The 21,761-nt window shown below is 72.3% G+C and carries 20 protein-coding genes; 8 read left to right on the top strand and 12 right to left on the bottom strand.

From position 1 onward, the window contains the following. Window positions 1-38 precede the first annotated feature (38 nt). Window positions 39-1,004, top strand: coding sequence for a tellurite resistance/C4-dicarboxylate transporter family protein (locus ACWGJ5_RS18470; protein WP_453310720.1), 966 nt, complete (start codon window positions 39-41; stop codon window positions 1,002-1,004). A 3-nt stretch (window positions 1,005-1,007) separates the two neighbouring features. Here ACWGJ5_RS18470 and ACWGJ5_RS18465 read toward each other — a convergent pair whose 3' ends face one another. Next, window positions 1,008-1,361 (bottom strand): hypothetical protein, encoded by a 354-nt coding sequence (locus ACWGJ5_RS18465; protein WP_453310719.1) that lies wholly within the window; start codon window positions 1,359-1,361, stop codon window positions 1,008-1,010. A 429-nt stretch (window positions 1,362-1,790) separates the two neighbouring features. Here ACWGJ5_RS18465 and ACWGJ5_RS18460 point away from each other — a divergent pair, with 429 nt between their 5' ends. Continuing rightward, a complete protein-coding gene (locus tag ACWGJ5_RS18460; RefSeq protein ID WP_453310826.1) occupies window positions 1,791-2,855 on the top strand; it encodes an NlpC/P60 family protein in 1,065 nt (354 codons plus the stop codon). 17 nt (window positions 2,856-2,872) lie between these two features. Here ACWGJ5_RS18460 and ACWGJ5_RS18455 read toward each other — a convergent pair whose 3' ends face one another. Both ACWGJ5_RS18455 and ACWGJ5_RS18450 read right to left on the bottom strand, forming a co-directional pair. Next, window positions 2,873-3,607, bottom strand: a complete 735-nt coding sequence (locus tag ACWGJ5_RS18455; protein WP_453310718.1) for a LuxR C-terminal-related transcriptional regulator — start codon at window positions 3,605-3,607, stop codon at window positions 2,873-2,875. Next, complete coding sequence (locus ACWGJ5_RS18450) at window positions 3,604-4,893, bottom strand: ATP-binding protein (protein ID WP_453310717.1); 1,290 nt, start codon at window positions 4,891-4,893, stop codon at window positions 3,604-3,606. Before ACWGJ5_RS18450 ends, ACWGJ5_RS18455 begins: the two co-directional genes overlap by 4 nt. A 211-nt stretch (window positions 4,894-5,104) precedes the next feature. Here ACWGJ5_RS18450 and ACWGJ5_RS18445 point away from each other — a divergent pair, with 211 nt between their 5' ends. After that, window positions 5,105-6,562, top strand: coding sequence for a PspC domain-containing protein (locus ACWGJ5_RS18445; protein ID WP_453310716.1), 1,458 nt, complete (start codon window positions 5,105-5,107; stop codon window positions 6,560-6,562). Continuing rightward, a complete protein-coding gene (locus ACWGJ5_RS18440) occupies window positions 6,549-6,758 on the top strand; it encodes a hypothetical protein (RefSeq protein ID WP_453310715.1) in 210 nt (69 codons plus the stop codon). The genes ACWGJ5_RS18445 and ACWGJ5_RS18440 overlap by 14 nt, the downstream gene beginning before the upstream one ends. Before the next feature lie 114 nt (window positions 6,759-6,872). Here ACWGJ5_RS18440 and ACWGJ5_RS18435 read toward each other — a convergent pair whose 3' ends face one another. The 3 genes from ACWGJ5_RS18435 to ACWGJ5_RS18425 form a co-directional block, all read right to left on the bottom strand. Next, complete coding sequence (locus ACWGJ5_RS18435) at window positions 6,873-7,403, bottom strand: DoxX family membrane protein (RefSeq protein WP_453310714.1); 531 nt, start codon at window positions 7,401-7,403, stop codon at window positions 6,873-6,875. A gap of 198 nt (window positions 7,404-7,601) precedes the next feature. Then, on the bottom strand, window positions 7,602-7,760 hold the full coding sequence (locus ACWGJ5_RS18430) for a hypothetical protein (protein WP_453310713.1): 159 nt from the start codon (window positions 7,758-7,760) through the stop codon (window positions 7,602-7,604). A 22-nt stretch (window positions 7,761-7,782) separates the two neighbouring features. Next, window positions 7,783-9,063 (bottom strand): hypothetical protein, encoded by a 1,281-nt coding sequence (locus tag ACWGJ5_RS18425; protein WP_453310712.1) that lies wholly within the window; start codon window positions 9,061-9,063, stop codon window positions 7,783-7,785. Window positions 9,064-9,253: 190 nt separating this feature from the next. Here ACWGJ5_RS18425 and ACWGJ5_RS18420 point away from each other — a divergent pair, with 190 nt between their 5' ends. Continuing rightward, window positions 9,254-10,141, top strand: a complete 888-nt coding sequence (locus ACWGJ5_RS18420) for a DUF4429 domain-containing protein (RefSeq protein WP_453310711.1) — start codon at window positions 9,254-9,256, stop codon at window positions 10,139-10,141. A gap of 31 nt (window positions 10,142-10,172) precedes the next feature. On the opposite strand, the gene ACWGJ5_RS18415 is transcribed toward ACWGJ5_RS18420, so the two are convergent. Next, entirely contained in the window at window positions 10,173-10,967 is a 795-nt protein-coding gene (locus tag ACWGJ5_RS18415) for a class II aldolase/adducin family protein (RefSeq protein WP_453310710.1), read from the bottom strand. Between the two features lie 140 nt (window positions 10,968-11,107). Between ACWGJ5_RS18415 and ACWGJ5_RS18410 the strand changes: the two genes are divergently transcribed. Then, the gene (locus ACWGJ5_RS18410; protein ID WP_453310709.1) at window positions 11,108-11,581 is read left to right on the top strand and encodes a pyridoxamine 5'-phosphate oxidase family protein; all 474 of its coding nucleotides are present in this window, start codon (window positions 11,108-11,110) and stop codon (window positions 11,579-11,581) included. A gap of 3 nt (window positions 11,582-11,584) precedes the next feature. On the opposite strand, the gene guaA is transcribed toward ACWGJ5_RS18410, so the two are convergent. Then, window positions 11,585-13,165 carry a glutamine-hydrolyzing GMP synthase gene (gene guaA / locus ACWGJ5_RS18405; protein WP_453310708.1) on the bottom strand — a complete coding sequence of 527 codons (1,581 nt, stop codon included), beginning with the start codon at window positions 13,163-13,165 and terminating at the stop codon, window positions 11,585-11,587. Between the two features lie 320 nt (window positions 13,166-13,485). Between guaA and ACWGJ5_RS18400 the strand changes: the two genes are divergently transcribed. Beyond that, entirely contained in the window at window positions 13,486-13,761 is a 276-nt protein-coding gene (locus ACWGJ5_RS18400; protein WP_453310707.1) for a chorismate mutase, read from the top strand. 630 nt (window positions 13,762-14,391) lie between these two features. Next, complete coding sequence (locus tag ACWGJ5_RS18395; protein WP_453310706.1) at window positions 14,392-15,444, top strand: LAETG motif-containing sortase-dependent surface protein; 1,053 nt, start codon at window positions 14,392-14,394, stop codon at window positions 15,442-15,444. A gap of 100 nt (window positions 15,445-15,544) precedes the next feature. Here ACWGJ5_RS18395 and ACWGJ5_RS18390 read toward each other — a convergent pair whose 3' ends face one another. From ACWGJ5_RS18390 to ACWGJ5_RS18375, 4 genes are all read right to left on the bottom strand, one after another. Continuing rightward, window positions 15,545-17,350 (bottom strand): GMC family oxidoreductase N-terminal domain-containing protein, encoded by a 1,806-nt coding sequence (locus tag ACWGJ5_RS18390; protein ID WP_453310705.1) that lies wholly within the window; start codon window positions 17,348-17,350, stop codon window positions 15,545-15,547. Window positions 17,351-17,378: 28 nt separating this feature from the next. Next, window positions 17,379-18,992: a succinic semialdehyde dehydrogenase gene (locus ACWGJ5_RS18385; protein WP_453310704.1), complete on the bottom strand. Its 1,614-nt coding sequence runs from the start codon at window positions 18,990-18,992 to the stop codon at window positions 17,379-17,381. A 136-nt stretch (window positions 18,993-19,128) separates the two neighbouring features. After that, window positions 19,129-20,043: a serine/threonine-protein kinase gene (locus ACWGJ5_RS18380; RefSeq protein WP_453310703.1), complete on the bottom strand. Its 915-nt coding sequence runs from the start codon at window positions 20,041-20,043 to the stop codon at window positions 19,129-19,131. Between the two features lie 82 nt (window positions 20,044-20,125). After that, a complete protein-coding gene (locus ACWGJ5_RS18375; RefSeq protein WP_453310702.1) occupies window positions 20,126-21,742 on the bottom strand; it encodes a serine/threonine-protein kinase in 1,617 nt (538 codons plus the stop codon). Between the last annotated feature and the right edge of the window lie 19 nt (window positions 21,743-21,761).

Raw genomic sequence — 21,761 nt, 5'->3', positions numbered from 1 at the left:
ACCGGGCAGGGACGCCGCGGCTCCCTAGCATCGGGCGCATGCCCGGCATCTCAGGTCTGCGCGCGTGGTGGGCGGAACGGTCCCCCGCGGCCGGGGCCGCCGTGATGGCGACCGGCGTGGTGTCGGTGGGGCTGCACATGACCGGAGCCGAGTCGGTCTCCCGGGTGGCGCTGGCGATGGCGTGCATCTCCTGGATCGCGCTGGCCGCCGAATTCGTCCTGCGGCTGGTCGGCGAGCGGGAGCGCTGGGTGACCGAGGCGGAGAGCCCGGGCGCGCTGACCTCGGTCGCCGCGACCGCGGTGCTCGGCAACCGGATCTCGGCGCTGGGCCGGCAGACCCTGGCCGAGGCGCTGCTCGCGCTCGCCGCGCTGCTGTGGCCGGTGCTGCTGGTCCTGGTCGTACGGCGCTGGAGGCCGCGCATGCCGGGCGCGGTGTTCCTGTGCTGTGTGGCCACAGAGAGCCTCGCCGTACTGGGCGCCACGCTCGACGCGGCCGAGCGCACGGCGTGGCTCGCACACACGGCGCTGGTGCTGTTCTGGCTGGGCCTGGTGCTCTACGGCCTGGCGCTGGCCCGCTTCGACATACGGCAGGTGCTGGAGGGGGCGGGCGACCACTGGATCGCGGGTGGTGCGCTCGCGATCTCGGCGCTGGCCGGGGCGGACCTGCTCATCGCCGGGGACGCGGGCATGTACCTGTGGAACGACGACGACCGCGATGTGCTGCGCAATGTGACGGTGGCGCTGCTCGTGCTGGATCTGGTCTGGTACGTGGTACTGCTGGCCGCCGAGGCGGTGCGGCCCCGGCCCGGCTACCACGTGCTGCGGTGGGCGACGGTGTTCCCGATGGGGATGACGGCGGTGGCGGTGCTGTCCGTCGGCACGGCACTCGGCGTCCCGTGGCTCGACCGGCTGGGACGGGTGCTGCTGTGGACGGCGGTGGCGCTGTGGCTGGTGGTCGCCGCCGGTGCGGTGCGCGCGGCCCGCGCCGGCGGCGGGGACGGATGACCGTCAGGTCCACAGGACGGCGATGAAGATGTTCGTCATGGTCAGCGCGCCGACCACGCCGAACAGGCTCTTGTCGATCTTCTCCTCGTCACGCTGGACGTAGACCAGTCCGAGGATCACGATCAGCAGCGCCAGCTTGACGCCGATCTTGATGGTGTTGATGTGGTGGTGGTCGGCCTGGTTGAGGCCGATCAGGGCCACGCCCGTGACCAGCATCGTCAGCGCGCCGTGCAGCATCCCGGGCACGAACCGGGCCGTGCCCTGGCCCATCGCCTTCATCTGGGTGAGGAAACCGCCGAGCAGCGCGGCGATGCCGATGATGTGCAGGCCGACGAAGAGATGGATGAGTACGTCCATGGGGTCGGAGCCTAATCGGGGGCCCCGCAGCCTTCTGCCACCGGCCCCGGCGACAGCGGTCGGCGAGCACGCTGACGTTCTTGCATATATGCGCCCCATAGCACCGCAGGCCTCCGTCCGCCCCAGCTTTCCGCGCTTCGGTCACCACGCTGCGTGAAGGTGACGCCCCAGGAGCGACCATGCGGTCACTTGCGGTCACGTTCCGGTCCGTCCAGGCCAGTTCCGTACACTGCGTTACCCACTCGTCACACTCGGGCCTAGCGTCCTCCCCCAGGTGACCGGCTCCCCACCGCCGCCCGGGCCAGGGGCGGCCGTCGGCCACCACCGCCGAGAAGGGTCCGGCGGTGGCCCGCTTCCCCTGTGCGGGCCGCCGCCGGACGCACGGACCTCTCGGTCGTGCGAGTCGTACGGAAGGACGTGACGGTCCAGGTGGCAGCGCACCGCAAGCCCCGGCAACGTTCGATGGGCGGCCATACGGCCCGGACGGCCGCCACGCTCGCCCTGGCGGGCGCCGCCACCGCGACGGGGTTCGACGGAACGGGACACGCCGAGCCGCAGCTGACGCCGACCCAGGTGAAGGCCGAGGTGGACAAGCTGTACCAGGAGGCCGGGGCCGCGACCGAGAAGTACGACGGCGCGAAGGAGAAGGCGGACGCGGAGCAGCGGCAGTTGAACGCGCTGCGGGACGAGACCGCCCGTAAGCAGCAGAGGCTCAACACCGCCCGGAACGCACTGGGTTCGTTCGCGGCGGCGCAGTACCGCGAGGGCGGCTTCGCACCGGCCTGGCAGCTGGCCCTGTCCGGTGACCCCGACCGGTATCTGGACGACGCCGCGTTCGCGGAGCGGGCCGGTGACCGCCAGGCCGACGCCGTGTCCCAGGTGCGCGGACAGCTGCGGGAGATCGAGCAGTTGCGGGGCGCGGCACGCATCGAGCTGAAGTCGCTGCGGTCCCGGCAGGCCGAGCTGCGACGCCGGAAGAAGACCATCACGGGCAAGCTGGACGAGGCCCGGCGGCTGCTGGCGCTGCTCCCTCCGCAGCAGCGGACCGAGGTCACCGGTGACGGCACCGCGCCGGGACGTGGCTCCCGCTCGGCCTCGGACACCCGGGACGCCCTGGAGCAGACCGGGTCGGCCACCGCTTCGAACGCGCGCGCCGCAGCGGCCGTCGACTACGCCTACGCCAAGCTCGGCAGCCCCTATGTGTGGGGCGCGGCAGGCCCGAACACCTTCGACTGCTCGGGTCTGGTCCAGGCCGCCTACCGCTCCGCCGGCATCTCCCTGCCCCGCACCACCTACGCCCAGATCAACGCGGGCCGGCGCGTCTCCCGATCCGAACTCGAGCCCGGTGACCTGGTGTTCTTCTACTCCGGGATCAGCCACGTCGGGATCTACGTGGGCAACGGGCAGATCATCCACGCCCCGAACCCCTCGGCACCGGTCCGGCTGGCCCCGCTCGACCTGATGCCGTTCGCCGGGGCGACCCGGGTGGCCTAGGGGCGGGCCCGCAGGGGTCAGACCAGGCGGCGGGCCGCCGCCCAGCGGGTCAGTTCATGGCGGTTGGACAGCTGGAGCTTGCGCAGGACCGCCGAGACATGGGACTCGACCGTCTTCACCGAGATGAACAGCTGCTTGGCGATCTCCTTGTAGGCATAGCCACGGGCGATCAGCCGGAGCACCTCCCGCTCGCGCTGGGTGAGGCGGTCCAGGTCCTCGTCCACGGGCGGGGCGTCGGTGGAGGCGAAGGCGTCCAGGACGAACCCGGCCAGGCGCGGGGAGAAGACGGCGTCGCCCTCCTGGACACGGAAGATCGAGTCGACCAGGTCGGTGCCGGTGATGGTCTTGGTGACATAGCCGCGGGCGCCGCCCCGGATCACACCGATCACGTCCTCCGCAGCGTCCGACACGGACAGCGCGAGGAAACGCACGGGCCGCTCGGCATCCGCCATCAACGCCGCGCACCGGCGCAGCACTTCGACGCCACCGCCGCCCGGCAGGTGCACGTCGAGGAGGACCACCTCGGGCCGGGTCGCGGTGATGACCGTGACCGCCTGGTCGACGTCCGCGGCCTCCCCGACCACCTCGACACCGGTCTCGGCGGTCTGCCCGATCTCGGCCTGGACACCGGTGCGGAACATCCGGTGGTCGTCCACCAGCACCACCCGTGCGTGCCGTCCGCCCGCGCCGCCGTCGGCAGCCCCGGAACCGGCCCCCTCGGGGGTGCCCGCCGTGCCGTTCGCCTCGCTCATGACGTCTTCTCCGCCCTCTCCATCTCCAGCTCGACCTCCGTGCCGCCGCCCGGCACCGACCGCAGCCGGGCCGTGCCGCCGTTGCGCTCCATGCGGCCGATGATCGATTCTCTGACGCCCATGCGGTCGGCGGGTATCGAGTCGAGGTCGAAGCCGGGGCCGCGGTCGCGCACGGACACGAAGACCGTCCTCCCCTCGACTTCGGCATAGACCTGTACGGCACCGCCCTCGCCACCGTACTTGGCGGCGTTCACCATCGCCTCACGCGCGGCCTGCATCTGCGCGCCGGTTCTCTCGTCCAGCCGGCAGTCACCGACTATGACGACCTCGATGGGCACACCGTGCTTGTCCTCCACCTCGGCGGCGTTGCGCCGCACCGCCTCGGCGACCGTGTCCGGCTCGTCGGCCTCGTCCTTGCCGGTGCCCTCCGGCTTGTACAGCCACGTGCGCAGGTCGCGCTCCTGGGCCCGGGCGAGGCGGCGCACCTCGCCCGCGTTGTCGGCGTTGCGCTGGATCAGGGTGAGGGTGTGCAGCACGGAGTCATGGACGTGGGCGGCGACCTCCGCTCGCTCCTGGGCGCGGATGCGCATCAGGCGTTCCTCGGACAGGTCCTGGGTCATGCGGACCAGATACGGGCCGGCGAGGAGCGTGATGCCGACGATGACGGCGAGGGCCGCCTGGAGGACCGCGCCGAGATGGGCGGCCGAGCCCTGCAGCACGAAGACGGCGGACACACCGGCCGTGACGAGCAGGACGCCGCCGGCCGCGCGCAGCAGGGTGAGGGTGCGGCGCCGGCGTCCGGCCTCGACCCAGCGGGCCCGGCGGGCGTTGTCCGCCTGGCGCCAGACGAGCGCGACACCGGCCGCGACGAGGACGGCTGGCAGCAGGTAGGCCTTGGCCGCACTGGTCAGGTTCACGCTGCCCACGAACACGACGGACACGATGACCATGAGGAGCAGCGCGACGATCTGCCCGCGGTCCGGCTTGCGGGCCACGAGTCTGCGGCGGCCGCCCGGCGCGGTCTCGGTGGCGACCAACGGCGGCTTGTGACCGCCGACGCCGCCGACGCCGAGCGGGACGAAGAACCAGAACGCCGCGTAGAGCAGCGCGCCGAGGCCGTTCGCCATGAACAGGCCGACGAAGGCGAGCCGGACCCAGATGACGGGCAGCCCGAGATGCCCGGCGAGGCCCCGCGCCACTCCGCCGAGCCAGCGTCCGTCGCTGCTGCGGTAGAGCTTGCGCGGCGGCCGCGGGTCGTCGGCTGGCAGGCTTGCGGCTTCCGGCATGCCAACGATGGTCACATGCCCGGCGGGGCCAGGCATCAGGGTCGGCCCCCGAGACGCCCCTGATCTTCCTCGGGGGCGGGTCGGGGAGCGCCGGGCAGCGGTGGTCGTGTGCGGCTCGAACGGTTCCCCGCCTCGTCTCAGGGCCGATTTCAGGGTTCGGCCAGGGTCGTCCCGACTGCCGCGGCGGCGGCCGGGCCGTCACCATGGACGCATGACGGATCACGAGCACGCCGCGACGGGTCCGGGACCCGGCACCGGCCCGCGCCCGGCACCGGGCACCGGGCCGACGGATGCCGCGCCCGCCGCGACGCAGAAGACGGGAGCGGCCGGCGCCGGCACACCCGCCGACGCACAGCAGCAGGACCAGGAGCAGCAGCCCGGCGCCGGAGCCCCCGAGCGGTTCCGGCGCGACCGCGGGCACAAGATGATCGCGGGCGTGTGCGCGGGCCTGGGCCGGCACACCGACATGGACCCTGTGATCTTCCGGATCACCCTGGCCGTGCTGTCCGCGACCGGCGGCATCGGCCTCATCTTCTACGGCTTCGCCTGGCTGCTGGTGCCGTACGAGGACAAGGAGGAGAACGAGGTCCGCAAGCTGCTGACGGGCCGGGTCGACGGCCAGGCGCTGGCCGCCGTGCTGTTCGCCCTGGTCGGCTGCGGCATCTTGCTGACCATGCTGAGAAACGGCGGGGTGCTGGCCTTCGCCGTGGTGCTCTCCCTGCTGCTGGCGGGCGCCGGGTACTGGTCGCGGCGCCGCGGCGCCACCGACCCCGACCCGCTCGCCGCCCAGGCCGCCGCCGACGCGCCGCCGGAGGCCCAGGCGCCGCCGGTCGTCACCGTCTACCCGTCGTGGTGGCGGGACCCGATCGTCAAGGACGGCAGCCATGTCGGCGGCACCGGCTATCTGTGGGGGCCCGGCGACGCCCGCGACCGGGACCTCACCTCGGTGGTCGACGTCGGCATCGCCACTCCCTGGACCCACCCCGGCCACCAGGGCTCCATACAGCCGCGGCCCAGCGCGCCCCCGAGACCGCGCGGTCCGCGCTGGATCGGCGGCTGGGTGTTCCTGCTCGCCCTGGTGGCGGGCGGCCTGGGCACCGGGCTGACCTGGGACACGCACCCGCTGGGCACCAGTCTGCAGACCGGTCTGGCGTGTGCGCTGGCGGTGTTCGGCCTGGGCGTCATGATCAGCGCGTTCCTGGGCCGCACGGGAGCCGGGACGGTCTTCCTGGCGATCGTCACAGCAGCGCTGCTCGCCGGAGCGGCGGCCATGCCCAAGGACATCACCACCCACTGGAGAGACACCTCCTGGATGCCCGCCGCGACGGCGCAGGTACGGCCGGCGTACGACCTGGGCACCGGGCGCGGCACGCTGGACCTGAGCCGGGTGCGTCCGGGCAGGGGGCGGACGGTCGCGACGGACGCCCACGTGGGTGCGGGACAGCTGAAGGTGATCGTGCCGGCGGACGCGACCGTCCGGATGAACATCGAGGTGGGCGTCGGCGACATCCGGTTGCCCGGGGAGAGCAGGAAGGACGTGGACGTGCAGCCGCGCAGGCTCAAGAACGTGACGCTGGCGCCGGCCAAGGGCGCCAAGGACGCCGGCACGCTGGACCTCACGCTGAGGGTCGGTGCGGGACAGGTGGAGGTCGATCGTGCTGCGTCATGAGTTCCAGCCCGGGAAGCTGGTCGCCGGGCTCTTCCTCACCACCACCGGGGTGGTCTTCGCGGGGGATGCGGGCGGCCTGTGGGAGACACCGTGGTTCGCGGTCGTGCCGCTGATCGTGGGCGGCCTGTTCCTCGCCGGTGCCACGGCAGCCGTGGCCCGGGGCATACGCAGACGGGGCGACGCCGAGAGCGGCTGACCGTCGCCGTCCGGCGGGCCGATGGGTGTCCGGCCATCGGTGGGGTCCGGCCGTCGGCCAAGCGGTGGCGCCCCCGCCGGCCGCGGGTTCATCACCGCGCTGTCGGCGGAGCGCTCAGCGGTAGCCGCCCAGTCGCTGTCGGCGGCGGGCTCGCCAGGCCGCGTCCACGGAGAGGTAGGGGGCACCGGCCAGGATCAGGGGGATCCAGGCCATGAAGTAGGCGAGGTCGTTGCCGTAGTAGTAGGGGGTCGTCGACCAGCTCACCGTCATCCACAGGCTGAACGAGATCAGCGCGCCGCCGAGCGCCGCCAGCCGGCCGAGCAGACCGAGCAGGGTGCCGATGCCGACGGCCAGTTCACCGAGGGCGATGGCGTAGCCGAAGCCGACCGGGGCCTTGAGGGCCAGGTCGACCAGGGCCGGGATGGCGGCGGAGTCGCGGGCCGAGCGCATGGTGTCGCCGATGGACCCGGCCCCACCGGACTTCAGGAAGGAGCTGCTGGTGAGCTTGTCCAGGCTGGCGTAGATGAAGGTGACGCCGAGGAAGACGCGCAGGGGCAGGAGGGCGTACTGGGCAGCGATGTCCCGCCAGCCGCCCGGGCCGTTCAGCCGGTTCATGTGCGTGTCCGTACGAATGCCGTGAGTCATCGTCGTAAACCGCCCTCTCGCCCGCCGTCCCGCCCCTCACTTGACCATACGTACGACAAGGGGGCGCAGTTCAATCCCAACCCGGATGTTTTTCCGGATTTCGGCACCTCGTGGGAAGAGGCCGGAGAAGGCCGTCGGATCTTGTTCAGATGCGGGCCGGCAGGAGGTGGTGATGTTGAGGGTGGGCAGGCCGTGGCCCTACTCGTCGTACACGTCGAGCAGGTGCCGGAACCACTCGGGGGTGGAGGAGCCGGAGGCCAGTTCCAGGAGGACCGGGGCTGCGGCGCGCTTCCCGGCGTCCCGTGGCGGCCGCCGGTGCGGGGCGGCCGGTATCACCGCCAGGACGCTCTCGCTCACCGGCCGGCCGCTCCCCCGCCGCTCACTCGGTGACCTGGACGATACAGCGGTTGGTCGCCACCCCGGCCGCGGTGACCACCTGCACCTCCACCGCGCCGGGCTCGACCTCGGCCGGTACGGGCACGGTCAGGGCGCTGTCGGTGGGGTTGCTGAAGCCGCCGGTGACGGGGACCAGCGGGACGTGCACGTCTACGCTGCCGATGCGGACCACCATGCGGGAGAGCCGGTCGGCACTGTGGGCGCCGGGCGGCACGAAACCCGCGCCACGGATCTCGATGTCGTCGCCGGTACGGATCGGCCCGTCCAGGTCGCCGGGTTCACGGGCGCGGACCACGGAGAGGACGACCGGGCGGCCGCCCTCGGTGTACTTGCCGGCCAGGTAGGTCAGGGCCGAGATCAGTACCACCACGCCCAGCCCCCAGGGCAGGTCGGGCAGCTGGTCGGGGCGGCGGGCCAGCCGCACGGCGGCGAACAGCAGGGCAACGGCGCTGATGGCGACGTACTGGATGTCGGTGAAGGCGCCCCGCCCGGAGTCGTCGGTGAGCAGGTCGGCTGCGCGGGGCCGGTGCGCCGGCACCTTCTGCAGCCGCTGCGCCAGGATGCGCAGGCCCACCACCCGGCGGACCAGCACGGCGATGCCGCACACGACGGCGAGGACGGTCACCACGCCCGCGCCGCGCGCGAGGTCCAGGCCGGAGATCAGGGCGTCGCGTTCGGCGTGGTCGGAGGCGGCTGCCAGGCGGGCGGCCAGCAGCAGGACGGCGTAGCCGACGAACAGCACCCAGCAGGTGGCGACCGTACGGGAGGTGGACATCCGGTTGTCGTCGCCGATCACCGGGGCCAGCGCCCCGCCGCGCGCCCGGTGCAGCCAGGAGGCGGCGCTGAGCACACCGGCGACGACGAGCGCGGCGGCCAGAGCCGCGGTGCGGGCGCCGGTCCAGCCCGATCCGACCGCGGTGAGCGCCTCGCCGAGCAGCAGCGCGACCACCGCGCCCCACACGACGCACACCGTGCGCAGCCACAGGCGGGCGAGCCAGGCCTCGCCCTCGGCGCGGCCGCGTTCGGCGACGGCCTCCGCCCGCTGGGTCAGTTCCTCGGAGACCCACTGGCGGGACGCCGAGGCCGAGTGCGCCACGGCCGCCGGCAGACCCTGCCCGGCCGCGAACTCGTCCCGTCGGCGCAGGAACGCGGCGACGGCCCGCCGGTGCCCCTCCCGGGCGCCGTGCGGGCAGTCCCCGCAGGTGCAGCTGCCCTCGTGGATCCCCTCGGCACCCGTGCCCTGCCTCGCCTCCTGCACCGCCACGACCGGCGCCCGCCTTCCCCACGACCTTCAGGCACGACGGACGGGCCCTCCGTGGAAGGCCTCGCCGCCGCGCAACTGCCCTGCGTCGAAAGCGAATTGTGCCCTACGCCAGGCCGTCCGGGGCCTTCGGGCCGGGTCACGGCGGGTGAAGTAGGCGCCGCCATGTTGACCCGGCTGCGAGAATTCCCGTATGGCCGAGATCATCCAGCGGGACGGGACCTGGGCCTTCGACGGCAGCACGATCCGGATCACCCCCGGACTGCATCGCTGCGTTCCGCTGTTCCGGCAGACGTACGGGGAGATCTCCGTGCCGCTGGAGGCGGTCTCGGAGGTGGTCTGGGAGCCCGAGCGCAAGCGTGGCCGGCTGCGGATGCGGCTGCGCGAGGGCGCCGACCCGTTGTTGCAGGCGACGGGCGGACGGCTGCCGGACCCGGCCGACCCCTACCGGCTGACGGTGGACGCGGACCGCGGCGGCGTCGCGGAGTACGTCGCCGAGGAGATCCGGCACGCCCTGCTCCTCGACCGGATCCCCAAGGAACCCACGACCGCCTATCTGCTGCCGGGCCCGCCGGTGCCGGTGTCCGTGCGGTCCTCCGACGGCACGGTGTCCTTCGACGGCACACAGGTGCGCATCGACTGGGCCGACACCTCCGACCGGGTCAAGCGCGCGACCGGCCCGCGGATCATCGCCCTCGGCGACCTGGTGCAGGTGGAGTGGCTGCCCAACTCCGGGTACGAGGACGGCTTCCTGCGGTTCGTGACCCCGGAGACGGTGTTCTCCAAGCTGCCGCCCGAGCGGGACCCGTACACCCTGGACCTGTGGGGCAGCGTGCGGCGCGATCTGCTGACCGCGCTGGTCGCGACGGCCGTCACCGCCCGGCTGCCGCATCCCTCAACCCGCACGGGCGGCGCCTGCGGCGGCCGGGACCGGCAGCGCTCGGCCGTACCGGAGCAGGCCGGCCACCATGATGTACTGCTGCGCCGTCTGCGGGAGTTGGGGGAGCTGCACCGGGACGGGGTGCTCACGGACGAGGAGTTCGCGATGACCAAGGCCGCAGTGCTGAGAGGCTTCGGCTGAGCGGGCCCGGCCTGCCCGCCGGGTATTCGCGTCAGCTGAGCAGGTCCGGCTCGCTGCGGCTGATGTCCTGCCACAGGGGCTGGTAGTTGATCCAGGCCACCAGGTCGCCGCCGAGCTGCTCGCGGGTGGCGACGGCCGGCTTGTGGTCGATGAGGACCGGGCGGCCGGCCGCCTTCGCCGTCAGCTGCACCTGGCAGGAGCGCTCCATGGACAGGAACCACCAGGCGGCGGCGTCCACCGAGTCGCCGACGGTGAGCAGTCCGTGGTTGCGCAGCACGAGCGCCTTGCGGGAGCCGAGGGCCCCGGCGATCCGGCGGCCTTCCTCGACGTCGACGGTGACGCCGGAGTAGGCGTCGTAGAGCGCCACGTCCTCGTAGAAGGCGCAGCTCTCCTGGGTGATGGGGTCGATCAGCTCGCCGAGCGCGGCGAGGGCACGGCCGTAGACGGAGTGGCAGTGGGCGACGGCGACGACGTCCGGGCGGGCGGCGTGGACCTGGGCGTGCACGGTGAAGGCGGCCTGGTTGACGTGGTAGCGGCCCTCGACGACCTGCCCGTCCTGGTTGGCGAGGACGAGATCGCTGACGGTGACGTGCTTGAACGGCATCCCGAAGGGGTTGACCCAGAAGCAGTCGGTGAACTCCGGGTCGCGGGCGGTGATGTGCCCCGAGACCCCGTCCTCGAGCCCGGACCGCCCGAAGATCCGCAGCGCACCGGCGAGCCGCTCCTTGCGGTGCCGGCGCTCGTCCTCCACCGAGTCGAACATCGGCGGCATGGCGAACCGCAGCTGATCGGTGGGCAGCGGCAGGGGCGGGGTGGGCCCGTGCATAGGTCCTCCAGCGCTGGGATTGCTGTACGCGCCGGAAGTTACCGCCGGTCAGCGCAAAAGGGCAGAGCTGTTTTGTAAAGATGACGTACGCGACGGATACAGGACAGAGGATGTCGGGTTTGCCGGTGAGACTGGCGCGCATGACATGTGCGAACTGGGCGGCCTTCGCCTCCGCCGAACCCGGGCCGGCGCGGCTCGTCGAGGAGCGTTTCGGCGCCTTCCGCCATCACGTCCTCGCCACCCTGCGCAGGGACGGCTCGCCGCGCACCTCCGCTCTGGAGGCCGACTTCCGCGGCGGCGAGCTGTGGCTCGGCATGATGGCGGGCTCGCTGAAGGCCCTCGACCTGCGGCGCGATCCCCGCTTCGCGCTGCAGGCGAACCCGGGCGAGGGCACGGGGACGGGCGGCGGAGACGTTCGGATCGCGGGGCGGGCGTACGAGGTCGAGGGCGAGCGGAAGTCCGGTTACGCGAAAGAGGTGGAACCGCCGGAGCCGTTCCACCTCTTCCGTACCGAGCTGACGGAGGTCGTGCGGACCTACGTCGAGGACGAGAAGTACCTCGTCGTCCAGGTCTGGCAGCCCGGTCTGCCCTTGCGCACGCTCAAGCGCACGTAGGGCCTACTCCCACTCGATGGTGCCCGGCGGCTTCGAGGTGACGTCGAGGACGACGCGGTTGACGTCCCGGACCTCGTTGGTGATCCGGGTCGAGATGCGGGCCAGGACGTCGTACGGCAGCCGGGACCAGTCGGCGGTCATGGCGTCCTCGGAGGACACCGGGCGCAGCACGATCGGGTGGCCGTAGGTGCGGCCGTCGCCCTGGACTCCGACGGAGCGGACGTCCGCGAGCAGCACCACCGGGCACTGCCAGATGTCCCGGTCGAGGCCGGCCGCGGTCAGCTCCTCGCGGGCGATGGCGTCGGCATCGCGGAGGAGGTCGAGACGCTCCTTGGTCACTTCGCCGACGATGCGGATGCCGAGTCCCGGGCCGGGGAACGGCTGGCGCTGGACGATCTCGTCCGGCAGGCCGAGTTCCTGGCCGACCATGCGGACCTCGTCCTTGAACAGCTTGCGCAGCGGCTCGACCAGCTGGAACTCGAGGTCCTCGGGGAGGCCGCCGACGTTGTGGTGCGACTTGATGTTCGCGGTGCCGGTGCCGCCGCCGGACTCGACCACGTCCGGGTACAGGGTGCCCTGGACCAGGAACTCCACGGCCGGGCCCTCGTCGGCGATGATGTCGGCCTGCGCCTGCTCGAAGACGCGGATGAACTCCCGGCCGATGATCTTGCGCTTCTCCTCGGGGTCGGTGACGCCCTTGAGCGCGGTCAGGAAGCGCTCCTCGGCGTCCACGACGACCAGCTTGACGCCGGTCGCGGCCACGAAGTCCTTCTCGACCTGCTCGGTCTCGCCCTTGCGCATCAGGCCGTGGTCGACGTACACGCAGGTCAGCTGGTCGCCGATGGCGCGCGCGACGAGCGCGGCGGCGACGGCGGAGTCCACCCCGCCGGACAGGCCGCAGATGGCGCGCTTGTCGCCGACCTGCCGGCGGATCGCGGAGACCTGCTCCTCGATCACGTTGCCGGTCGTCCAGTTCGGCTTGAGGCCCGCGCCGCGGTACAGGAAGTGCTCCAGCACCTGCTGGCCGTGCGTGGAGTGCATGACCTCGGGGTGGTACTGGACGCCGTAGAGCTTCTTCTCGTCGTTCTCGAACGCGGCGACCGGGACGACGTCCGTGGACGCCGTGACCGTGAAGCCCTCGGGGGCGGCGGAGCAGGCGTCGCCGTGCGACATCCACACGTGCTGCTCGTCCGGGGTGCCCTCGAAGAGGGTGGAGGACGTCCTGAAGACGTGCAGGTCGGTACGGCCGTACTCGCGGGCGCCGGTGTTGTCGACGGTGCCGCCGAGGGACTGCGCCATCAGCTGGAAGCCGTAGCACATGCCGAAGACGGGGACGCCGGCCTCGAAGATCTCGCGGTCGAGGCGGGGGGCACCCGCCTCGTACACGGAGGACGGGCCGCCGGAGAGGATGATCGCCGCGGGGTTCTTGGCGAGCATCTCCTTCACCGGCATGGTGCTCGGCACGATCTCGCTGTAGACCCGGGCCTCGCGGACGCGACGGGCGATGAGCTGGGCGTACTGCGCGCCGAAGTCGACGACCAGGACGGTGTCGGGGGTGGCGGCAGCGGGGGTCGCTGATGACACGGGGTGCCTTGCCTTCCGGCGGTGGGGCGGGGGTCTCGTAGTACCGATTCTAACGGGGTGCCGGTGGGACAGCTCCCGCCACCAAAGGCTCCGCCCCTGGACACCGGGTGTGTTCGGGGCGTGGCATACTGGCGCCATGCTCGTGCACTCGACCTTCCTCTTTACCTATGGCATCCGGCCCGCCGGCTGCCATGGTCGTGCTGCTTGAGCGCAACGCCAAGCGACTTCCCAGGCGCCCCGGGCCGACAAGGCCCGGGGCGTCTGTCGTTTTCGGGTCCTGCCGGTCCGGGGCGTCCGGTCACCTCACCAGGAGCCCCTACATGACCACCACCACCCCGGAAGAGACCTCCGCCCCGGAGAAGACCATCGCCGACGCCCGTGAGCGCATCGACGTGCTCGACGACCGGATCATCGGTCTCATCCAGGAGCGGATGGCCGTCTCCGCCGTCGTCCAGCAGACCCGCATCGCCTCCGGCGGACGCCGGGTGCACCTCTCCCGGGAGATGGAGATCCTCGGCCGCTACCGCGAGGCGCTCGGCAAGCCGGGCACCGGCCTCGCCATGACCCTGCTCGAACTGTGCCGGGGTCGTATCTGAGTGCGAACGTCGTCTCACCCGTACGGCGCGTGACCGGCTCGCGCGGCGCTTCGTTGAGCGGGGTGTCCGTGCCAGCCAGGGGCGGGCCCGACAGAACCACGCGTGGCTCGCTGGAGCGATGAGGCGTACGGGTCGTGCCGTGCGCCGTGGGACCTCGCTCCAGGAAGTGACCGGACGGCAGGGGACAGCAGCCCGGTCACCCAAGAGAACGGTCGGCTCCGGGGACGCCCGGGGCCGACCGGCGGAAAACTGCACACGAACTGCCCCAAGTCCCCGCGCGGACAATGGCATTGCTGCACTCCGTACGCCTCGGCTCGCCGAAGCACGACCCGAGGCCGGGACCATGAACCAGCGGCGCAGCCCCCGGCGCCGCCCCAGGCACCGGCGCTGCCCTGACGTCGGTGCTGACCAGAAGAAGGGCCCCGCGGCCTCTCCGTCCCGCGGGGCCCTTCGCCATGCCCGGAGAATGTGACTCACTTCACAGCACCCGCGCGTCGGGGGACGCGCAACCCTCCTCACAGGTCACGTGTCTCACCTTCGCAACCAACGGCCATGACCGTGCCCCACACACGGAGGCCTCCGACCACGTGCTGCCGCGCGGCAGCACGCGAGCCCCACAAGAGGTCCTCAATGAAGCTTCGCCGCGCCATGATGACCGCGGCCGCGACCGCTGCCCTCGCGCCGCTCGCACTGGTCTCCGCCCCTGCCGCGTTCGCCGACGACTCCCCGAGCAGCAGCTCCGTCAGCAGCCCGGCCGCGACCGAGACGACTCCCGCGGCCGACCCGAGCACCAGCCCGGCCGCCGACCAGAGCTCGTCCGCCGCCCCGTCGTCGGACAGCCCGTCCTCCTCCGAGTCGGCGAGCGCCTCCGCGTCCGCGTCCGCCTCGGCCTCGGCCTCGGCCTCGGCCTCCGAGTCGGCATCCGCCTCCGCGTCCGCGTCCTCCAGCCCCAGCGAGAGCGCCGAGCCCAGCGACGAGCCGAGCACGCCGTCCGGGATCTGCGAGGAGGACGACGCCACCTACAAGTCGAAGATCCACGCCTCGCTCGGCGGCCTGCCCGGCGAGATCGCCGTGGGCAGCGGCTGGCACCCCTTCACGCTCAGCGTCAAGAACCCGACGTCGAGCAACCTCAAGGACGTCATCTTCTACGCCGGTGTCGGCCCGAGCGACCCCAACGCCCAGTTCGCGTTCAAGACCAGCCAGGTCCAGCTCCAGGTGAAGTACGACGGAGCCTGGTACGACGTCGAGGACGGCGCCGGCCACTCCAACGGCTACCTCGACCTCGCCGACATCAAGGCCGGACAGACGGTCGACTACCAGCTCCGGCTGAACGTCAAGGCCAACGCGCCGGTCGGTGAGGGCCTCACCATCGGTGGCGGCATGTACTTCGACGACGAGGAGAACTGCATCGGCGCGGACCAGGCCAGCTACCTGATCAAGATCGTCAAGGCCGGCACCGACACCGGCGGGACGAAGCCCCAGGAGGGCGGCCAGGTCCCGGTTCCCACCCAGAAGCCGAGCAAGACCAACACCCAGGACGTCACCGGCTCGCTCGCCGAGACGGGTTCCAGCTCCATGCTGCCGACCATCGGTCTCGTCGGCGGTGTGGCCGTCGTCGTCGGCGCCGGAGCGGTGTTCGCCGTCCGCCGCCGCAAGGGCGCCGGTTCGAACACCGCCGCGTAGGCGACGCCGCCACACCGGTGACACCGCCGCGATGGCGCGGTCGTACAACCGAAGGGGCCTGCGCCAGGAGGGGGGCGCAGGCCCCTTCGGCGTGCCCGCACTACTTCTTCGGCGGTACCGCCGGCATCCCCAGGAACGGCAGGCGCAGCGCGCCGAACGCCTCCGCCGGTACCGCCGGGGCCTGCGGCTCCACCGGCTTCAGCCGCTCGTACGCGGTGCCCTGCGCCGGACGCGCATCCTCCTCACCCTGGTTCGGCCAGAAGGACATCGCGCGCTCGGCCTGCGCGGTGATCGTCAGCGACGGGTTCACGCCCAGGTTCGCCGAGACCGCGGCGCCGTCCACGACCGAGATGCCCGGGTGGCCGTAGAGGCGGTGGTAGGGGTCGATCACGCCGGTCTCCGGGGAGTCGCCGATGGGGCAGCCGCCGAGGAAGTGCGCGGTGAGCGGGGTGCCCATCAACTCGCCGACGTTGCTGCCCGCGAAGCCGTTGATCTCGGCGGCGAGCGCGGAGGCGGCCTCCGTGGCCGCCTTGATCTGCTTGGGGTTGGGGGCACCGTGGCCCTGGCGGGCGGTGAGCAGGCCCTTTCCTACGCCGCCCGGCTTCAGGTACGTCGTCAGGGAGTTGTCCAGCGACTGCATGACCAGGCCGATGATGGTCCGCTCGGACCAGCGCCGGTTGGAGAGCGAGCGCAGGACCAGCAGCGGATGCCGGGCCGCGTTCGCCAGCCAGGCCAGCGCGCGCGAGGAGCCCTCGGCGTAGGGGACCTGGAGGATGGACAGGCCGCCCATCGAGTTGGAGCCCTTGCCGTAGCGGACCGGCTCGATGTGGGTGTTCTCGTCGGGGTGGATCGAGGACGTGATCGCGACGCCCCGCGTGAAGTCGGCCCTGGCCTCGCCGGTCGCCCTGCGGTAGCGGCGGTTGTCGGTCTGCGCGCCCACCAGCGCCTCGGAGTTGGTGCGGGTCAGGTCGCCGAGCCGGGCGGAGAGATACGGCAGCCGGCCGCCCGCCTTCATCCGGTGCAGGAGGGTCTGCGTGCCGTAGGTGCCGGCCGCGAGGACGACCCGGCGCGCGGTGAAGAGCCGGCCCTCGCCCTTCTTCTTCCGGTCCGTCGGCAGGGTCGCCACCGCGTACCCGCCCCGTGAGTCGTCCGTGACGGACACGACCGTCGTCATGGGGTGGACCACCGCGCCCGCCTTCTCGGCGAGGTGGAGGTAGTTCTCGTTCAGGGTGTTCTTCGCACCGTGCCGGCAGCCGGTCATGCACTCGCCGCACTCGGTGCAGGCGTTGCGGGAGGGACCGGCGCCGCCGAAGTACGGGTCGTCCACCTGCTCGCCGGCCCCCGCCTTCGCCTTGCCGTCGGCGTCCTTGCCGTCGCCGAAGAACACGCCGACCGGGGCGAGATGGAAGGTGTCGCCGACGCCCATCCGCTGCGCCGCCGCCTTCAGGTGCACGTCGGAGGGGGTCATGGTCGGGTTGAGCCGTACGCCGAGCATGCGCTGGGCCTGGTCGTAGTACGGCTTCAACTCCTCCTGCCAGTCGGTGATGTGCCGCCACTGGGGGTCGTCGAAGAAGGCCTTCGGCGGTACGTAGAGGGTGTTGGCGTAGTTGAGCGAGCCGCCGCCGACGCCCGCGCCGGCCAGCACCATGACGTTGCCCAGCAGGTGGATGCGCTGGATGCCGAACATGCCGAGCTTGGGGGCCCAGAGGTAGTTCTTGAGGTCCCAGGAGTTCTTCGGCAGGGAGTCCCGGGTGAAGCGGCGGCCGGCTTCGAGCACACCGACCCGGTATCCCTTCTCCGTCAGGCGGAGGGCGGACACCGACCCGCCGAACCCCGATCCGACCACGATGACGTCGTAGTCGTACCCGTCCTCGTCCCGGGTCTGGACAGACTTCTCCTGCGACACGTGCTCTCCTCGTCGAGAACGGGTGTTTCTAGCGGAACCTGAATGCCTTCATGAGCCGGAGACTCGTGCTCATGAACCGGGCGTACCCCTCGTCCGTCATGCCCAGCGAGGGAGCCATCGGCAGCAACCGCTGCTGGGCCACCGTCTGGGCCTCGGTGTACTTGAGGATGCCCTCGGAGCCGTGGCGGCGGCCGAGGCCGGAGTCCTTCATGCCGCCCATCGGGGACTGCACGCTGCCGTAGGCGGGCGCGTAGCCCTCGTTGACGTTGACCGTGCCGGTGCGCAGGCGGGCGGCGACGTCCCGGCCGCGCGCGGCGCTCTTCGTCCAGACGGAGGAGTTCAGGCCGTACGGCGTGGCGTTGGCGTGCTCGATCACCTCGTCGTCGCTCTTGAACCGGTAGGTCGAGACGACCGGGCCGAAGGTCTCCTCCTCGCACACGGCCATGGAGTCCTCGACGCCGTCGAGGATGGTCGGCTCGAAGAAGTAGGGGCCGATGTCGGGGCGGGCCCTGCCGCCCGCGATCACCTTGGCGCCCTTGGCGACGGCCTCCTCCACGTGCCGCTCGACGGTCTTCAGCTGGCGCTCGCCGACCAGTGAGCCCATGTCGGCGCCGTAGGCGAGGGAGTTGCCGAGCCTCATCGCCTTCGTGCGGGCGGCGAAGCGCTCCAGGAAGGCGTCGGCGACCGACTCGTGGACGTACAGCCGCTCGATGGAGATGCAGAGCTGTCCGGCGGAGGAGAAGCAGGCGCGTACGGCGCCGGCGGCGGCCTTCTCGATGTCGGCGTCGTCCAGCACCAGCATGGCGTTCTTGCCGCCGAGTTCGAGGGACACGCCGACGAGGCGGGCGGCGGCGCCCTGGGCGACCTCGCGGCCGGTGCGGGTGGAGCCGGTGAAGGAGACGTAGTCGGCGTGCCGGACGACCTCCGGGCCGACGACCGGGCCCTCGCCGAGCACGACCTGGAAGACGCCCTCGGGCAGCCCGGCCTCGATGAGCAGGTCACGCGCCCACAGCGCGGTGAGGCAGGTCTCGGTGTCCGGCTTCATCACGACCGCGTTGCCGGCGACGAACGCGGGCAGCGCGTCGCCGACGGACAGCTCCAGGGGGTAGTTCCAGGGGGCGATCTGGCCGACGACGCCGCGCGGGTGGCGCAGTTCGGTGACCTTCGTGAGCGTGGGGACGGCGCCGGTGTGCCGCTTGGGCCGCAGGTAGGCGGGGGCCTTGCGGCCGTAGTGGCGGGCCGCGACGGCGACGGCCTGCACCTCCTCGTGCGCGTGCAGCCGGGCCTTGCCGGTCTCCAGCTGGATCAGGTCGAGCACCTCGGCCTGCCGCTCGAGCACCAGGTCGTGGAAGCGCAGGAGGACGGCGGCCCGCTGCCGTACGGGGGTCTTCGCCCACACCGCCTGTGCGGCCCGGGCGGCCTCGAAGGCCGTGCGTACGTCCTCGGGGGTGGACTCGGGCAGGTCGGCCAGCTTCTCGCCGGTGAACGGGGTGTGGTTGGCGGTGCGGCCGGAGCCGACGACGCCCTTGGTGAGCTGGGCCACCAGTTCCGGGGTGACCACGTCGGCGGCGGTGCGGGCGCCCTCGGGGGCGGGCGCGAGCGGGTTGGTGCCGGTGCTGTCCGGGGCCTGCGTGTCCGTCATGACGCGCAGGGTATGCCGCGGCGCAGGCTTTGTGTACCCGTCGGTAACGGGGATTCACCGAGTGCTCACACACTGCCAGTGATCACTGGCAGCGAATGTGCTGATCAGGGCGTTGACGCGGTGGCGGACGGAAGGATCAACCGAGTCCGGCTTTTTTCGCGAGAAGCAGCCCCAGCGCGGTCCTCGGGGTGCGGCGAGGGCGGCCGGAGGGTGGGGGCGAAGGGGACTCGGGTGCGGCTTCGGGGGCTCCGGTCGCTTCGGCGACTTTGCGTGCATCACGTACTTCGGGTGCCGTGTCCGGTACGGGCGTGAGCCCGAGGAGGTCCCGCAGGGCCGCCGTGACCTCCTCCGCGCCCGGGCGGGCCTCCGGCTCGTCGGCGTGCAGCCGCTCCAGCAGGGGGCCCAGCGGGCCGGGGTCCGTGTCCGCGAGGGCGGCGCGGAGCAGGGCGCCCAGGGACCACAGGTCGGAGGCCGGGCCGGCGCCGGGGCCCGCGGCGCGCTCGGGGGCGACGAAACCGGCGGGCGCGTGCGCGGGATGCCCGTCACCGGTCCCGAAGTCGGTGACGACCACCCGCCCGGTGCCTGACTCCAGCAGGACGTTGGCCGGTTTGACGTCCCGGTGCACGATGCCGACGGCGTGCGCGGCACGAAGGGCCCCGAGGGCGGCGAGCCCGATCCGGGCGGCCTCGGCGGGCGGGAGGGGGCCGCGCCGCAGGGCGTCCTGCAGCGACTCGCCCGCCACCAACTCCATGACGATCCAGGGGACATGGCCCTCGGTGACGACGTCGTACACCGTGACGGCGGAGGGATGGCGCACCCGGGCCGCGGCGCGGGCCTCCCGGTAGAGCCGGTGGGCGATACGGCGGCTGTCCTCGTCGTCGGCCGGATCGCCGGGCAGCAGCGGCTCCTTCACGGCGACCCGGCGGCCCGGCCGCTGCTCGTCCAGGGCCCGCCAGACGGTTCCGGTGGGCCCGGTTCCGAGGCGCCCGGTCAGCCGGTACCGGCCGCCGATCAGACGTGCGTCGGGCGGGAGTTCGCCGTCTCCACTCATGTCACATGAGTACCGTGCGCACCATGCCCTTGTCGAAGCGGGGCACAGCGAAGCGGCCAGTCCGCGTCGCGGCGCCCGGGAGTCAGAGCTTCTTGATGTCCAGGTTCGCGATCGCCGCCTTGGCCACGTCCCGGCCGCGGGCCGTGAAGTCGCCCTTGTTCGGGTAGCCGACGGTGAGCTTGTACAGGTCGCCGCCGCTCGTGCGGTAGTAGAAGACCTGGAGTTCGCGCGGGCTGGGGTGCGCGCCGTCGTTGGTCTTGAAGACGACGGTGTTCTTCGCGGCCTCCTTGCCGTGGTACGTCGCGGTGTCGTCCGGGTGGGTCTTCGCACCGCCGGGCATGTCGAGGGTGTAGTCGCCCTCGCCGCGGAACTTCTCGTCGTCGGCGTACATCTGGGACCGCGCGGTGTTCTTGATCTCGCCCAGGGAGTCCTGCGACTTCTTCGCCAGCTCCAGCGTGATCCAGACGCCGCCGCTCCAGTCCTCGTACGTCACCCGGTTCTGGTCCTGGTCGTCCTTGCCGGGCATGACCACCTGGTAGTTCGCCGGGGCGGCGAGCGTGACGCCGAGCTTCGGCACCGGGCGCTCGGCCCAGCCGTCGGGCAGCGGGCCCGCGAAGGGATCGGCCAGGACCAGGTACGCCGCCACCGCCGCCACGACCAGCCCCGCGCCCGCGCCGAGCCACGCCTTGCGGCCGAGGCGCCTGGCCGGGGCGGGGGCGACCACCTGGACGGGCTGGGTGGGTACCGGCGGCGCCGGGGGCCTTACCGCCTCCTGAAGCAGCGCCCGTACCCGGCCCGCCTGGGGCCGGTGCGCGGGGTCCTTGTGGAGCAGCCCGTTGATGACCTCGGCCAGCGGGCCGGAGGCGGACGCGGGAGGGGCCGGGGTGGAGTTGAGGACCGACTGGAGGGTGGCCGGGGTGTTGCTGCGGCGGAACGGCGAGACGCCCTCGGTGGCCGTGTAGAGCAGCACGCCCAGGGACCACAGGTCGCTCGCCGGGCCGGGCCGCTGCCCCAGCACCCGCTCCGGCGCGATGTACTCGGGCGAGCCGACGAAGCCGCCGGTGTCCGTGAGCCGCGTGTCGCCCTCGATCTGCGCGATCCCGAAGTCTGTGAGGACCACCCGGTCGTGCCGGCCGAGCAGGACGTTGTCGGGCTTGACGTCCCGGTGCAGGACGCCCGCCGCGTGCGCCGCCTGGAGCGCGCCGAGCACCTCCAGGCCGATCCGGGCGGCCTCGCGCGCGTCCAGCGTGCCCTCGCGCAGGACGTCGCCGAGGGTGCGGCCGCGCACCAGCTCCATCACGATCCAGGGCCGGCCCTCGACGACCGCGACGTCGTGGACGTTCACCACCGCCGGGTGGTCGAGACGGGCCGCCGCGCGGGCCTCGCGGCGCATGCGCTCGAAGGCGTTGGCGCGTTCCCGTTCGGGAAGGTGGTCCGATACGCGCGGCTCCTTGACGGCGACCTCCCGGTCCACGGTCTCGTCCTTGGCCTGCCACACGGTGCCCATTCCGCCATGTCCCAGCTTGCCGAGCAGCCGGTACCGGCCGGCGATCAGCCGCCCGGCGCCGGGATCCAGCTGCTGAGCCGGGATGGGGTGCGGCTGGGCGTCCGGCCGTGGATGCGGATGCGGCTGCGGCGGTTGCAGAACAAAACTCGTCGTGTCGTCGGTGCCGTGACCGACTCCCCCGTCACTGCTCATGCGTCATCCATATCGCGCC

The organism is Streptomyces sp. NPDC054783, from assembly GCF_053611725.1.
Note: the sequence above shows the minus strand (reverse complement) of the source record. Positions and strands in the feature narration are given on the sequence as shown.

Coding starts and splice junctions, on each gene's coding strand:
- ACWGJ5_RS18470 (WP_453310720.1), top strand. CDS start 39: ATGCCCGGCATCTCAGGTCTGCGCGCGTGGTGGGCGGAACGGTCCCCC.
- ACWGJ5_RS18465 (WP_453310719.1), bottom strand. CDS start 1,361: ATGGACGTACTCATCCATCTCTTCGTCGGCCTGCACATCATCGGCATC.
- ACWGJ5_RS18455 (WP_453310718.1), bottom strand. CDS start 3,607: ATGAGCGAGGCGAACGGCACGGCGGGCACCCCCGAGGGGGCCGGTTCC.
- ACWGJ5_RS18450 (WP_453310717.1), bottom strand. CDS start 4,893: ATGCCGGAAGCCGCAAGCCTGCCAGCCGACGACCCGCGGCCGCCGCGC.
- ACWGJ5_RS18445 (WP_453310716.1), top strand. CDS start 5,105: ATGACGGATCACGAGCACGCCGCGACGGGTCCGGGACCCGGCACCGGC.
- ACWGJ5_RS18435 (WP_453310714.1), bottom strand. CDS start 7,403: ATGACTCACGGCATTCGTACGGACACGCACATGAACCGGCTGAACGGC.
- ACWGJ5_RS18420 (WP_453310711.1), top strand. CDS start 9,254: ATGGCCGAGATCATCCAGCGGGACGGGACCTGGGCCTTCGACGGCAGC.
- ACWGJ5_RS18415 (WP_453310710.1), bottom strand. CDS start 10,967: ATGCACGGGCCCACCCCGCCCCTGCCGCTGCCCACCGATCAGCTGCGG.
- ACWGJ5_RS18410 (WP_453310709.1), top strand. CDS start 11,108: ATGACATGTGCGAACTGGGCGGCCTTCGCCTCCGCCGAACCCGGGCCG.
- ACWGJ5_RS18400 (WP_453310707.1), top strand. CDS start 13,486: ATGACCACCACCACCCCGGAAGAGACCTCCGCCCCGGAGAAGACCATC.
- ACWGJ5_RS18395 (WP_453310706.1), top strand. CDS start 14,392: ATGAAGCTTCGCCGCGCCATGATGACCGCGGCCGCGACCGCTGCCCTC.
- ACWGJ5_RS18385 (WP_453310704.1), bottom strand. CDS start 18,992: ATGACGGACACGCAGGCCCCGGACAGCACCGGCACCAACCCGCTCGCG.
- ACWGJ5_RS18380 (WP_453310703.1), bottom strand. CDS start 20,043: ATGAGTGGAGACGGCGAACTCCCGCCCGACGCACGTCTGATCGGCGGC.
- ACWGJ5_RS18375 (WP_453310702.1), bottom strand. CDS start 21,742: ATGAGCAGTGACGGGGGAGTCGGTCACGGCACCGACGACACGACGAGT.